This is a genomic window from Pseudomonas sp. MH10 (assembly GCF_034353045.1).
Classification (GTDB): Bacteria; Pseudomonadota; Gammaproteobacteria; order Pseudomonadales; family Pseudomonadaceae; genus Aquipseudomonas.
This window is the reverse complement of the sequence record NZ_CP133783.1, coordinates 1,284,734-1,297,701: the sequence shown is the minus strand read 5'-3', so window position 1 is coordinate 1,297,701 and position 12,968 is coordinate 1,284,734. Positions and strand designations below refer to the sequence as shown.

12 protein-coding genes are annotated in these 12,968 nt (G+C 58.9%); 10 read left to right on the top strand and 2 right to left on the bottom strand.

All coding sequences use genetic code 11. The annotated features are described in order from the left end of the window. Positions 1-22 precede the first annotated feature (22 nt). Entirely contained in the window at positions 23-544 is a 522-nt protein-coding gene (msrB, locus tag RHM59_RS05815) for a peptide-methionine (R)-S-oxide reductase MsrB (protein WP_322286164.1), read from the bottom strand. 169 nt (positions 545-713) lie between these two features. On the opposite strand from msrB, the gene RHM59_RS05810 reads away from it, so the two are divergent. Beyond that, the gene (locus RHM59_RS05810) at positions 714-1,436 is read left to right on the top strand and encodes a response regulator transcription factor (protein ID WP_322169679.1); all 723 of its coding nucleotides are present in this window, start codon (positions 714-716) and stop codon (positions 1,434-1,436) included. Beyond that, positions 1,433-2,899: a HAMP domain-containing sensor histidine kinase gene (locus tag RHM59_RS05805; RefSeq protein WP_322286163.1), complete on the top strand. Its 1,467-nt coding sequence runs from the start codon at positions 1,433-1,435 to the stop codon at positions 2,897-2,899. The genes RHM59_RS05810 and RHM59_RS05805 overlap by 4 nt, the downstream gene beginning before the upstream one ends. A 78-nt stretch (positions 2,900-2,977) precedes the next feature. Here the strand turns inward: RHM59_RS05805 and RHM59_RS05800 are convergent, their stop codons facing one another. Continuing rightward, the gene (locus RHM59_RS05800; protein WP_322169683.1) at positions 2,978-3,925 is read right to left on the bottom strand and encodes a LysR family transcriptional regulator; all 948 of its coding nucleotides are present in this window, start codon (positions 3,923-3,925) and stop codon (positions 2,978-2,980) included. A 137-nt stretch (positions 3,926-4,062) separates the two neighbouring features. Here RHM59_RS05800 and RHM59_RS05795 point away from each other — a divergent pair, with 137 nt between their 5' ends. The 8 genes from RHM59_RS05795 (at position 4,063) to dctM (ending at position 12,953) form a co-directional block, all read left to right on the top strand. Then, positions 4,063-4,890 (top strand): FAS1-like dehydratase domain-containing protein, encoded by an 828-nt coding sequence (locus tag RHM59_RS05795; RefSeq protein WP_322286162.1) that lies wholly within the window; start codon positions 4,063-4,065, stop codon positions 4,888-4,890. Between the two features lie 32 nt (positions 4,891-4,922). Further along, entirely contained in the window at positions 4,923-6,086 is a 1,164-nt protein-coding gene (locus RHM59_RS05790; RefSeq protein WP_322286161.1) for an acyl-CoA dehydrogenase family protein, read from the top strand. Between the two features lie 10 nt (positions 6,087-6,096). Beyond that, complete coding sequence (locus RHM59_RS05785) at positions 6,097-7,446, top strand: MmgE/PrpD family protein (protein ID WP_322286160.1); 1,350 nt, start codon at positions 6,097-6,099, stop codon at positions 7,444-7,446. Between the two features lie 105 nt (positions 7,447-7,551). Beyond that, a complete protein-coding gene (locus RHM59_RS05780) occupies positions 7,552-8,754 on the top strand; it encodes a CaiB/BaiF CoA-transferase family protein (protein WP_322286159.1) in 1,203 nt (400 codons plus the stop codon). Between the two features lie 245 nt (positions 8,755-8,999). After that, positions 9,000-9,827, top strand: coding sequence for a CoA ester lyase (locus tag RHM59_RS05775; protein WP_322286158.1), 828 nt, complete (start codon positions 9,000-9,002; stop codon positions 9,825-9,827). A gap of 143 nt (positions 9,828-9,970) precedes the next feature. Next, complete coding sequence (locus RHM59_RS05770; protein WP_322169699.1) at positions 9,971-10,963, top strand: TRAP transporter substrate-binding protein; 993 nt, start codon at positions 9,971-9,973, stop codon at positions 10,961-10,963. Between the two features lie 74 nt (positions 10,964-11,037). Further along, complete coding sequence (locus RHM59_RS05765; RefSeq protein WP_322169701.1) at positions 11,038-11,670, top strand: TRAP transporter small permease; 633 nt, start codon at positions 11,038-11,040, stop codon at positions 11,668-11,670. Next, the gene (gene dctM / locus RHM59_RS05760) at positions 11,670-12,953 is read left to right on the top strand and encodes a C4-dicarboxylate TRAP transporter large permease protein DctM (protein WP_322169703.1); all 1,284 of its coding nucleotides are present in this window, start codon (positions 11,670-11,672) and stop codon (positions 12,951-12,953) included. Before RHM59_RS05765 ends, dctM begins: the two co-directional genes overlap by 1 nt. Positions 12,954-12,968 lie beyond the last annotated feature (15 nt).

Below are 12,968 nucleotides of genomic sequence, written 5' to 3'. Positions count from 1 at the left end.
TTGCCGCAAGTCATGGGCTGACTCACGCCTGCCCTGGTGTAAAAGTCATGGCCACACCGTTCATGCAATAACGCAAGCCGGTGGGTTCGGGGCCATCATCGAAGACGTGGCCCAAGTGACAGCCGCAACGCCGGCAATGCACTTCGGTGCGCTCGACGCCGAACGAAGTGTCACGGTTTTCCGCGACGGCGTTGGCCAGCGGCGAAGTGAAACTCGGCCAGCCGGTGTGGCTCTCAAATTTGGTGCTGGAAGAAAACGCCTCTAACTGACACCCGGCGCAGGCAAACCGACCTGTGCGGTGTTCATTGTTTAGCGGACTGCTACCAGGCCTTTCAGTGCCGCTGTTACGCAGTACGTCATATTGAGTTGGGGTCAGCAGTGTGTGCCATTCAGCGTCGCTGTGGGTCACGTCGAACACTTGCGTGGCGCGGGCCGTTGTTGCTGGCAGCGGCGACGCAGCGAAGGCACGTAAACCGAGTACACCGCTGGCGGCGAGGGCTACGCCGGCGCTGCCGTATAAAAGAAACCACCGTCTGGATTGCATAACGTTCACTTGGAGGGAGTGGGTGTGCTGCTATTCTTTGGCGCAGACGGTCCCCAAGTCTTCACGCAAAGTTAAATTAATTGTGAAGATTGGCCCCGCCAGAATCTTGCACAATGGCTGTCCTGTCGCATGCCCCGTGCGCCAAGCCACTGACCCCTGAAGGCTGACAATGGATGTGCCCAAGCGCGTATTAATCGTCGAAGATGACCTGCACATTGCCGGCCTGCTGCGCCTGCATTTGCAAGACGAAGGCTATGCCGTGACCCATTGCGCCGACGGCGATGCCGGTCTGGCGCACCTGGAACAAGGCGGCTGGGATGCGCTGATCCTCGATTTAATGCTGCCGGGCGTAGACGGCTTAGAGATTTGCCGCCAAGCCAGGGCCATGGCGCGTTACACGCCGATCATCATCACCAGCGCCCGCTCCAGCGAAATGCACCGGGTACTTGGCCTCGAACTCGGCGCCGATGATTACCTCGCCAAACCCTTTTCGATGCTGGAGCTTGGTGCTCGGGTCAAAGCGTTGCTGCGCCGGGTGGACGCGCTGGAAAAGAACCTGCGTACCGTCGCGGGCAAAGTCGAGCTCAACGGCTTGGCCCTAGACCCGGTGACCCGCCAGGCAGAGGTTGACGGCAAATACATTGAGCTCACGCCGCGTGAGTTCGATTTGCTGTACTTCTTCGTCAAGAACCCCGGCAAGGTCTTCTCGCGTATGGACCTGCTCAATCAGGTTTGGGGCTACAAACACGACGGGTACGAGCACACGGTCAATACCCACATCAATCGCCTGCGTTCCAAAGTCGAAGCCGACCCGGCCGAACCCACACGGATCCTGACGGTGTGGGGCAAAGGCTATCGGTTCTCCCCGGACCGTGCGAGGTCGGCGGGATGAACCTGACGCTGCTACAGCGCCTGTCGGTTGCATTCGCCATCCTGTTGCTCGCCTGTTGCGGTGCCTCGGCCTGGCTGCAAATTCGCGCCAACGACCTGCATGAAAAAGAAGTGGTGCAAGGCCTGTCCCTCGGTTTGGCGCAAACCATCGCCCGGGACAACAACATGATCGGCGCCAAGGCTGACGTGGTTCGTGGGTTGTTCAGCAAACTGATGAACGTTAACCCCAGCGTCGAAGTGTATCTGCTCGACAGCACCGGGCATGTCACCGGTGATGACGCCCCAGCCGGTCACCTGAAACGTGATCACGTGGACCTCGCGCCGTTGCATCGGCTGTTGGCCGGACAACCCTTGCCGATTCTGGGCGACGACCCGCGCAGCCTCGATGGCGAAAAAGTCTTCAGCGTCGCCGCGCTGCACGTGGGTGATCAGGATCTTGGGTACATCTACGTGGTGCTGTTGGGCGAGGCTCATGATCAGCTGTCCGCCCAGGTCGCTGCCAGTTCGGTGTTGCGCACCACGTTGTGGTCCATGGGCCTGGTCTCACTGTTAGGGCTCGTGGCGGGGTTGATGGCCTTCCGTTTGATCACCCGACCACTGCGCCGGTTGACCGACACCATGCGCGATTTCGACACTGAGGCAGAGCCGGTTTTGCTGCCGGTGCTGGATCACTCCGGCGTCAGTCGCCGGGATGAAATAGCGGTGTTGGAAGCCAGCTTTGTGCAAATGGCGACGCGAATCGCTGAGCAATGGCGGACGTTAGTGGAATTGGATCAGGACCGCCGCGAGGTGGTGGCCAATATTTCCCACGACCTGCGCACGCCGTTGGCCTCAATGCACGGCTACCTGGAAATGCTCTCGGTTAAAGGCGCAACCCTCAGCGAAGTCGAGCGACAACGCTACTTGGCAGTGGCGCTGGCCCAGAGCAATAAAGTGCGGCAACTGGCGCAGGCCTTGTTCGAACTGGCCCGGCTTGAACACGGCGGCGTGCAGCCGGTGATCGAAGATTTCTCGCTGACCGACTTGATCCAGGACGTGTTCCAGAAATTCGAATTAATGGCCGAAGAGAAAAACTCGCGGTTGGTGGCGGTGTTGCCGCGCTCGTCGTCGATGGTTTCAGCGGACTTGGGCTTGATCGAGCGTGTGCTGACCAACTTGATCGACAACGCCATTCGCCATACCCCACCGGGCGGCACCATTGAGGTCGAAGTCCGGCACCAAGCGGCGAACGTCATCGTAATGGTCAGCGACAGCGGCCCCGGTATTCCCGAAGAATTGCTGGAAAGCCTGTTCCGCCGTCCGTTCAGCCAAACCGGTGATCGGCGCACAGGTGGCCTTGGGTTATTAATCGTGCGGCGGATTTTGCAACTGCATGGGTGCGAGATACACCTGCTGTCGACACCGGGGAAGGGTGCATCGTTCTGCTTTGAATTGCCGACGATGAGCAGCAAAACCGGGGTGTGAACCCCGCACGGCCGCGTTGTGGCCTTCGCAGGCAAGCCTGCTCCCATAGGGAACTGCTTACACAATTAGCAGCAACTGTTAAAGCTGAGGAAGTTGGCTTGCCAACGAAGGGGCCGGCACGGACAAGTCAGCCTCCACAGCAACCTCCGGCATCAACGTGGCGATCAACGCGCGCACGGTCCCCGGCAATGCATCCAGCTCCCGCACCAGAATGCTGCGCTCACGAATCGCCCAGGGTTCATCCAGCTCGATAATCGCCAATTCCATTGTGCGACTGTGCCGAAGTGCCGCAGATTCAGGAATAATCCCGATCCCCACGCCCGCTTCAACCATCCGGCAGATCGCTTCGAAACTCGACACCTGTATCCGCAACGACAGGTTTTGCCCCAGCCGCTCCACGTGATCGCGCAAGAAACTCAGCAGCGTGCTGCCCTCGTGCAAACCAATGTGCTGGAACGTTAGGGTCTGTTTCAGCGTCACCGGCGTCGGCCCGGCCAGCGCATGCCCCACGGCCACCACCAACACCAGCCGATCGGTGCTGAAATGCATCACTTGCAGTCCGGCTGCCTCCACCGGCCCGGCAATAATCCCCATGTCAGTGCTGCCGTCCAACACCCCCCGGACGATGTCTCGCGACAAGCGCTCCTGCAGATCCACCGACACGCCAGGCCGTTTCGCTAGAAAACCCGCCAGCACCTCCGGGAGAAATTCAGTCACCGCTGTGGTGTTGGCGAAGATGCGGATGTGTCCGGCCGAATCCGCCCCGTAACGGGTGAACTCCGATTTCAGGTAATCCACCTGACGCATGATCAGCCGCGCGTGTTTGAGCAAGCGCTGCCCGGCCGGGGTTAGCTCAACCCCACGGCTGTCGCGGTACAGCAGGCGGGTGTCCAATTGGCTCTCCAACGCCTTGATTCGGGCGCTGGCGGCAGCCGGCGACAAAAACGCACGACGGGCGCCTTGGGTCAGGCTCGGCGACTCGCCAATGTGGATGAACAGGCGCAAGTCGGCCAAATCAAAATGCATGGTCGTCTCCTGAAAAAGCGGCGGGCGTTCAGCATATACGAACGCCGGGTTACGCAAATGCAAATTCTCAGAATGCCCAGCACCTTGCATGATCCTTCCCCAGAACAATAGCTGGCCCAAAAGAAGAGGGACCCCGCATGAGTGCTGCAGATTTCACCGCGTGGCTGGGACGTACCGAAGAGGCCCAAGACCAGTTCAGCCGCAACCTGATCAAGCGTATTGCTGCCACCTTCGGTGAAGACGCGCCTGTCCAGGGTGCCGCTTTGCCGCTGCTGTGGCAGTGGTGTTTTTTCCAGGAGCCGCTGGCAGAGTCTCAGTTGGGCAGCGACGGCCATCCCGCGCGGGGTGGGTTTTTGCCCCCGGCTGAAAACCGCAACCGGATGTGGGCCGGTGGCCGCATCGAGTTTATCGAACCATTGCGCGTGGGTGCCAACGCCCAACGCCTGTCGACCATCGCTCATATCGAAGAAAAGATCGGCCGCACGGGCGCGTTGTTGTTCGTCACCGTGCGCCACGACTATTCCCAGGACGGTCGCCTGGCGATCCGCGAAGAACAAGACATTGTTTACCGTGAGCCTAACCCGCCCAAACAGAGCAGCGGCCAAGCGTTGGAGGACGGTGACTGGCGCGAAAGCATCGAGCCCACCCCAACCCTGCTGTTTCGTTATTCGGCCGTGACCTTCAACGGCCATCGGATCCATTACGACTACCCCTACGTCACGGGCATCGAAGGCTACGCCGGCCTGGTGGTTCACGGCCCGATGATCGCCACCCTGAGTTTGCGCGCGTTTTGTCGGGCCAATCCGAGTGCACGTGTACGGCATTTTTCCTATCGCGGCGAGCGGCCATTGATTGCGCCGCAACCGTTCAGCGTTGGCGGACGAATCCTTGAAACCGGAAAGGCGCAACTCTGGGCCGGCAATGACGCCGGTATCGCCCAAAGCGCTGAAGTGCTGTTCGACTAACCCGCCGTTGCGGACCCCAGGAGAGCCGATTGATGAACCCTAATAACAACGAAGAATTGAATGCCATCCGCGAAGGCGTGCGCGCTTTGTGTGCCGAATTTGACGCCGCTTACTGGCGCAAGATCGACGAAGAAAAAGGCTTCCCGGAGGCTTTCGTCAAAGCCCTGACCGACGCCGGATGGTTGTCGGCGATGATCCCCGAGCAATACGGCGGCTCAGGCTTGGGCTTGGCCGAAGCCTCGGTGATCCTCGAAGAAGTGAACCGCTGCGGTGGTAACTCGGGCACGGTTCACGGCCAGATGTACAACATGTTCACCTTGCTGCGTCACGGCAGCGACGCACAAAAAAGTTATTACCTGCCGAAGCTGGCCAGCGGCGAGTTGCGCCTGCAATCCATGGCCGTGACCGAACCCAGCACCGGCACCGACACCACTAAGATCAAAACCACTGCCGTGAAACAAGGCGACAAATACGTGATCAATGGTCAGAAGGTCTGGATCTCCCGCGTCCAGCATTCCGACCTGATGATCCTGCTGGCGCGCACCACGCCACTGGCCGAGGTGAAGAAAAAATCCGAAGGTATGTCGATCTTCCTGGTGGACCTGCGCAAGGCGATTGGTAACGGGATGACGGTTCAGCCCATTGCCAACATGGTCAATCACGAGACCAACGAGCTGTTTTTCGACAACTTGGAACTGCCCCTCGACAGCTTGATCGGTGAAGAAGGCAAAGGCTTTAAATACATCCTTGATGGCCTGAACGCCGAACGTACCTTGATCGCCGCCGAGTGCATTGGCGATGGCCGCTGGTTCATCGAAAAAGCCAGTGCCTATGCCCGTGACCGGGTGGTGTTTGGTCGGCCTATCGGGCAGAACCAAGGCGTGCAATTCCCCATTGCCCAAGCGCACATCGAGATTGAAGCGGCAGACCTGATGCGCTGGCGGGCGTGCGAGGAATACGACAGCGGCGTCAACGCCGGGGCCAGCGCCAACATGTCCAAGTACCTCGCCGCCAAAGCCTCGTGGGAAGCAGCCAATGCCTGCCTGCAAACCCATGGTGGTTTTGGTTTCGCCTGCGAATACGACGTCGAGCGCAAGTTCCGCGAAACCCGGCTTTACCAAGTCGCGCCGATCTCCACCAACCTGATTCTTTCGTACGTCGCCGAGCACCTGCTCGAACTGCCGCGTAGCTTCTGAGGAACCGATCATGAGCCATACCCAAGCGCTGGCAGGTTTCCTGGCTGAGCTGAAATACGATGACATTCCGGATGCAGTCCTCGACCGTACCGAAGATTTTTTTCTTGATTGGATCGGCTCCGCGCTGGCCAGCCAGGGCTCACACCCGATCCCGCTGTTTGAACGTTACGCCCAGCGCATGGGGCCGAGTGATGGCCCGGCGAAAATTCTGGTCAATGGCCGGGGCACCTCGGCCTATTTCGCTGCGTTGGTGAATGCCGCGTCATCGCACCTGGTTGAGCAAGACGACCTGCACAACAGTTCCGTGTTACACCCGGCCACCGTGGTGTTTCCGGCCGTGCTGGCGGCGGCTCAAGACCTGGGTAAATCCGGGCGTGATGTGCTGCTGGCCTCGGTGGCCGGTTACGAAGCCGGGATTCGTATCGGCGAATTCATGGGCCGCTCGCACTACACCGTGTTCCACACCACGGCGACGGTCGGCACCTTGGCGGCAGCGGTTGCCGTCGGCAAATTACTCGGCTTCGATAAAGAACAGTTCATCAACGTATTGGGCAACGCTGGCACCCAGGCCGCTGGGCTGTGGGAATTTCTGCGCGACGCTGCCGACTCGAAACAATTGCACACCGCCAAAGCCGCCGCCGATGGTTTGCTCGCGGCCTATATGACCCTCGACGGCCTGACCGGTGCGCGCAATATCCTAGAAGGCGACCAAGGCCTGGCGGCGGGAATGTCCAGTGACTCGGACCCGAGCAAGTTATCGGATCGTTTGGGCACTCGTTGGGCGTTGGCAGAAACCTCGTTCAAGTTCCACGCATCGTGCCGCCATACCCATCCAGCGGCCGATGCGTTGCTGCACTTGATGCAGCGCGAAGGTTTGCACCATGAACAGGTTTCCAGCGTTAGAACCCTGGTGCATCAAGCCGCCATCGATGTGTTGGGCCGGGTGGTGGTGCCACAAACCGTGCACCAAGCCAAATTCTCCATGGGCGCGGTGCTGGGGTTGATTGCAGTCCACGGCAGTGCGCAGTTGATTGAGTTTCAGCAGTTGGCATTGACTGATCCCAACGTGGCGGCGTTTCGCGAAAAAGTCAGCATGGAACTCGACAGCGAAGTTGACGGCGCCTACCCCGCGCGCTGGCTGGGCCGGGTCGTGGTCACCACCACCGACGGTCGCAGCTTGACGGCGGCCATCGACGAGCCAAAAGGCGATCCGGGCAACACGCTTTCGCGGCCGGAACTGGAAGACAAATTCCAGCGCCTGTTGGCCTTCTCTGGGGCGCGGACGGTGGAGCAGGGCAAGGCGCTGATCGAGAAAGTCTGGCAGCTGCGCGATGCCCAATCATTGAATAACTTGATCTGACACAGACCTCTGTAGCCAACTTGTTGGCGAAGCGAGGGTCCTGCTTACGGGCCTCTCGCCAACGAGTTGGCTCCTACAGATTGGTGTCATCTGAGGTACAGAAACATGACCACCCAACACCCCTCGCGTCCATTGGACGGCATCACCGTCATCAGCCTTGAACACGCAATTGCCGCGCCGTTTTGCACCCGCCAATTGGCCGATCTCGGCGCCAGGGTGGTGAAAATCGAGCGTCCCGGTAGCGGTGATTTCGCCCGTGGTTACGATGAGCGAGTAAACGGCTTGGCCTCGCATTTTGTCTGGACCAATCGCTCCAAAGAAAGCCTGACCCTGGACCTGAAACAGGACGAAGCCGGCGATATTCTCATGGGCTTGCTCGGCAAGGCCGACGTGCTGGTGCAAAACCTGGCACCCGGTGCGGCGGCGCGCATGGGCTTGTCGTTTGAAGCACTGCATGAGCGTTTTCCACGGTTGATCGTGTGTGACATTTCCGGCTACGGCGAAGGCGGTCCGTATGAAAAGAAGAAGGCCTACGACCTGTTGATTCAGAGCGAAGGCGGTTTTCTGTCCGTCACCGGTGGGCCGGGTGAAGAGCAAATGGCCAAGGCCGGTTGCTCCATCGCCGATATCGCCGCCGGCATGTACGCCTACAGCGGGATTTTGTCAGCGCTGATGCTGCGCGATAAGTCGGGCGTTGGCAGTCGGATCGATGTCAGCATGCTGGAAAGCCTCGTCGAGTGGATGGGCTACCCGATGTATTACGCCTTCGACGGTGCCGCGCCACCCCCTCGGGCGGGCGCGGCTCACTCAACGATTTACCCTTACGGCCCGTTTCCCACCAAGGGCGGCGACACGGTCATGCTGGGTCTGCAGAACGAGCGTGAATGGGCGCTGTTTTGCGAAAAAGTTTTGCTGGATCCGGCGCTGGTCACTGACGAACGCTTCTCGGCGAATTTCAAACGCTCGGAGAACCGTGTGCAGTTGCGACAGATCATTGTTGACGGCTTCGCCCAATTGACCGCCGATGAAGTGGTGGCCCGTCTGGAAGTTGCGCAAATTGCCAGCGCTCGGGTCAACGACATGCAAGGCGTATGGGACCACCCGCAACTCAAGGCTCGCGACAGTTGGCGTGAAGTCGACAGCCCAGCCGGCAAGTTGCCTGCGCTATTGCCGCCGGGGCGCAATAGCGCTTTCACTCCGCGCATGGATGCCGTGCCGGGGTTGGGTGAACACACCGTGGGGATACTGGCCGAACTGGGATTCTCCACCGAAGACCACGCGCGATTGCAGGCTAACGGCGTGATTTGAAGACAGCGAGCAGTTGTAGATCCTGAAACCTGGGTCGCTTGCAATGACGCTTTCGTTGGCAGGCCAGCTCCCACAGGGACATCGCCAAAATCTGTGGGACCGAATTTATTCGGGAAGCGGTTGACGGAGTTTTTTCTGACCTACCGCGTCGGGGCCTTTCGCGAATGAATTCGTTCCCACAGGGGACCGGGCTTGGCCTTTAGATTTTTGTGAATTGAATACCGAATAATAACGAGGAACCCCCCATGTCCGGCTCCACTATTCGCTCCGCGCTGTTCGTGCCCGGTAGCCGACCCGAGCGTTTTGCCAAGGCGTTGGCGGCGGGCGCCGATGCCGTGATCGTCGATTTTGAAGACGCGGTAGAAGAACCCCTCAAGCGCCAGGCCCGGGACAACCTCGCGGCATTTCTGCACGCCACGCCCTCGGCATCGGTCTGGGTGCGGATCAACGCACCCGAGCACGCGCAACATGGCGCCGATATCCTGTTCTGCCAACAGCAAGCGGGCGTGGCCGGTGTACTGCTGCCGAAAGTCGAAAGCGCTGCTCAGGTCGCTGCCGTAGCCGCTGCGGGCAAACCCATTTGGCCGATCATCGAAAGTGCTCGCGGGCTTTTGGCACTGGCAGACATTGCCGCCGCTCTAGGGGTTCAGCGTTTGTCATTCGGTGCATTGGATTTGGCGCTCGACCTGAACTTGCACAGCGGCTCTCACGCGGCGCAGTTTGTCCTTGATCAGGCCCGCGTTGCCTTACTACTGCATTCGCGCAGTGCACATTTGTTGCCGCCACTGGACGGCGTACACCCCGCCATTAATGACCCGCAAGGCTTGCACGACTCCATTCGCCACGCCTACGAAATGGGTTTCGCTGGCGCTTTGTGCATTCACCCAAAACAAATCGCAGTGATCCATCAGGCATTGGCCCCGGATGCTCCAACTTTGGCTTGGGCCCAGCGGGTGGTCGACGCCAGCGCACACGGTGTTGGCGCGTTTCAAATTGATGGCCAAATGGTCGATGCGCCAGTGTTATTGCGCGCCCAGCGATTGCTGGCGTTGGTGGTAACGCCCTCGCGTTAACCAAAGCCGAATGCTGGCTTACGAAAATGCGGATTCCATAAACGCTCGGTTTTGTGCATGGTGCTCCCACCGCAACCCAGTTTCAGACCACATGCCGCACCGTTTCTCAGAAGAATAATCACAACAATAAAAAGGTGAATTCGATGTTCAAGGTGTCTCGGGCGCTGCTATGCGCCGCCGCAATGACCATGGCCAGCCTGACCCAGGCAGCCGACCCCATCGTCATCAAGTTTTCCCACGTCGTGGCGGAAAATACCCCTAAAGGGCACGGCGCTTTGCTCTTCAAAAAGCTTGTCGAAGAACGTCTGGCGGGCAAAGTGAAAGTCGAGGTCTACCCCAACTCCTCATTGTTCGGTGACGGCAAAGAAATGGAAGCGCTGTTGCTGGGCGACGTGCAAATGCTGGCGCCGTCCTTGGCCAAGTTCGAGCAATACACCAAAAAAACCCAAGTTTTTGATCTGCCCTTCCTGTTCACCGATCTGGCCGCTGTCGACCGTTTTCAACACGGTCCTCAAGGTGTCGCCTTGCTCAGCTCAATGGACGACAAGGGTATTCACGGCCTGGCGTATTGGCACAACGGCTTGAAGCAACTGTCTGCCAACAAACCGCTGCATGATCCCAAAGATGCCCGTGGTTTGAAGTTCCGTGTTCAGGCGTCCAGTGTATTGGAAGCGCAGTTTGTCGCATTGCACGCCAACCCGCGAAAAATGGGTTTCAACGAGGTTTATCAGGGCTTGCAGACCGGCACGGTCAATGGCACCGAGAACACTTGGTCGAACTATGAAAGCCAGAAGGTCAATGAAGTGCAGAAGTACTTCACTGAATCCAACCACGGTTTGATCGACTACATGGTGATCACCAACGTCAAGTTCTGGAACGGCCTGCCACCGGACATTCGTACCGAACTTGAAAAAATCATGGCTGAGGTCACCGTCGAGGTGAACAAGCAGGCGGAAGCGCTGAACCAAACCGCCAAGCAAAAAATCATCGACGCCCACACCAGCGAAATCATTCAGCTGACCCCAGAACAACGGACCGCCTGGCGCGAAGCCATGCGCCCAGTGTGGGACAAGTTCTCGGCGGAAATCGGCCCGGATCTGATCAAGGCTGCCGACGATTCCAACAAAGCGCCGTAAGCCTCATCAGGGAGTGATGTCTGCGCGGCCGCTCGGATCAGAGTGGCCGCCTTCTCTACGTTCGGAGCACTTTTATGCAATCACTGATGCGACTCTGGGAGCACCTGGAGGAAGCCTTTATCGCCTTCCTGCTGGCCGCCATGACGCTGGTGACATTCGTTTACGTGATGCTCAACAACGTCTACACGCTGTTTTACGCGTTGAGCGACAAGTGGGCCTTCAGCCGCGATTTCTTCGCCAGCGCCGGCGATCACATGATGGGTTACGCCCAGGATATGACCTGGAGCGTGGCACTGACCAAAGCGATGTTTGGCTGGCTGATTTTCTTTGGCATGTCCTATGGCGTGCGCACGGCCGGGCATTTGGGCTTGGACGCATTGGTCAAACTGACCCCGCACCGGGTTCAACGCTGGCTGGCGATGATTGCCTGCCTGTGCTGCCTGGCTTATTCCGGTTTGTTCGTGGTGGCCAGTTTCAAATGGTTGAACGCCTTGTTTATCGCCAGTATCGGTGCCGAAGACCTTGATCAATTCGGGGTCAAACTGTCCGATATCGCAGTCATAGTGCCCATCGGTTTTGCCATGGTAGTGATCCGCTATCTGGAGATATTTTGGCGCCTGTTCACCCATCGCCAAATCGGTCTTGGACTCGCAGATGAGGCCGCAGAAGCCAGCAAACTGGCCAGTCCTGACCAGGAGCAACACTGATGACGATCCTCTGCCTATTCCTGCTTCTGTTTGTATTCATGTTTCTCGGCGTACCCATTGCTATTTCGTTGGGTTTGTCCGGGGCACTGTCGATCCTGCTGTTCAGCCCTGACTCCTTGAGTTCACTGGCGATCAAGCTGTTCGAAACGTCTGACGCTTACACCCTATTGGCTATCCCATTCTTCCTGCTTTCCGGTGCGTTCATGACCACCGGCGGTGTGGCACAACGGCTGATCGATTTTGCCAATGCCTGTGTCGGGCACATTCGTGGCGGGCTGGCGATTGCTGCCGTGCTGGCGTGCATGTTGTTCGCCGCGTTATCCGGTTCTTCGCCAGCCACCGTGGCGGCAGTCGGTTCCATCGCCGTCGCAGGTATGGTCCGGTCCGGGTACCCGAAAGCGTTCGGCGCCGGGATTATTTGCAACGCCGGTACCCTGGGCATTCTGATCCCGCCTTCAATTGTGATGGTGGTCTACGCGTCTGCCACCCAAACCTCGGTCGGCAAGCTGTTCATCGCCGGTATCGTTCCCGGCATCCTCCTCGGCTTAGCCTTGATCGTGGTGATCTACATCGTCGCGCGGGTCAAGAAGTTGCCGGCCCAGCCACGGGTAACCTTCCGCGAATGGCTGCGCACTGCGCGACGGGCGTTCTGGGGATTGCTGTTGCTGGTGATCATCCTTGGCGGTATCTACAGCGGCATGTTCACCCCCACCGAAGCGGCCGCGGTGGCAGCGGTGTATTCGGCGTTCGTCTCGTTGTTTATTTACAAAGACATGAAAATTCGCGACTGCCCACGGGTGCTGGTTGAGTCAGGGCGGCTGACGCTGATGCTGATGTTTATCATCGCCAACGCCATGCTCTTCGCCCACGTACTGACCACCGAACAGATCCCCCAGCAAATTACCAATTGGGTGGTGTCCGAAGGTCTGACGCCGGTTGGCTTCCTGATCATGGTCAACATCGTGCTGCTGGTCGCAGGCAGCTTCATGGAACCGTCGGCCATCGTGCTGATCCTCGCGCCGATCTTCTTCCCCATCGCCATGAAACTCGGCATCGACCCCATCCACCTTGGCATTGTCATGGTGGTGAACATGGAGATCGGTTTGGTCCACCCACCCGTGGGGCTCAACCTGTTCGTGACCTCGGCGGTGACTGGCCTGACCCTGGGCGAAACCATCCGCGCGGCGTTGCCGTGGTTGACGATCTTGTTGGCGTTCCTGGTGCTGGTGACCTACGTACCGTTTATATCGCTGGCGTTGCCGAATTGGTTGGGGATGCCTTGATAATGAAGGCCCTGC

Excerpts from the sequence above, each read along its gene's own strand:
- msrB (WP_322286164.1), bottom strand. The coding sequence starts at position 544 with ATGCAATCCAGACGGTGGTTTCTTTTATACGGCAGCGCCGGCGTAGCC.
- RHM59_RS05810 (WP_322169679.1), top strand. The coding sequence starts at position 714 with ATGGATGTGCCCAAGCGCGTATTAATCGTCGAAGATGACCTGCACATT.
- RHM59_RS05805 (WP_322286163.1), top strand. The coding sequence starts at position 1,433 with ATGAACCTGACGCTGCTACAGCGCCTGTCGGTTGCATTCGCCATCCTG.
- RHM59_RS05800 (WP_322169683.1), bottom strand. The coding sequence starts at position 3,925 with ATGCATTTTGATTTGGCCGACTTGCGCCTGTTCATCCACATTGGCGAG.
- RHM59_RS05795 (WP_322286162.1), top strand. The coding sequence starts at position 4,063 with ATGAGTGCTGCAGATTTCACCGCGTGGCTGGGACGTACCGAAGAGGCC.
- RHM59_RS05790 (WP_322286161.1), top strand. The coding sequence starts at position 4,923 with ATGAACCCTAATAACAACGAAGAATTGAATGCCATCCGCGAAGGCGTG.
- RHM59_RS05785 (WP_322286160.1), top strand. The coding sequence starts at position 6,097 with ATGAGCCATACCCAAGCGCTGGCAGGTTTCCTGGCTGAGCTGAAATAC.
- RHM59_RS05780 (WP_322286159.1), top strand. The coding sequence starts at position 7,552 with ATGACCACCCAACACCCCTCGCGTCCATTGGACGGCATCACCGTCATC.
- RHM59_RS05775 (WP_322286158.1), top strand. The coding sequence starts at position 9,000 with ATGTCCGGCTCCACTATTCGCTCCGCGCTGTTCGTGCCCGGTAGCCGA.
- RHM59_RS05770 (WP_322169699.1), top strand. The coding sequence starts at position 9,971 with ATGTTCAAGGTGTCTCGGGCGCTGCTATGCGCCGCCGCAATGACCATG.
- RHM59_RS05765 (WP_322169701.1), top strand. The coding sequence starts at position 11,038 with ATGCAATCACTGATGCGACTCTGGGAGCACCTGGAGGAAGCCTTTATC.
- dctM (WP_322169703.1), top strand. The coding sequence starts at position 11,670 with ATGACGATCCTCTGCCTATTCCTGCTTCTGTTTGTATTCATGTTTCTC.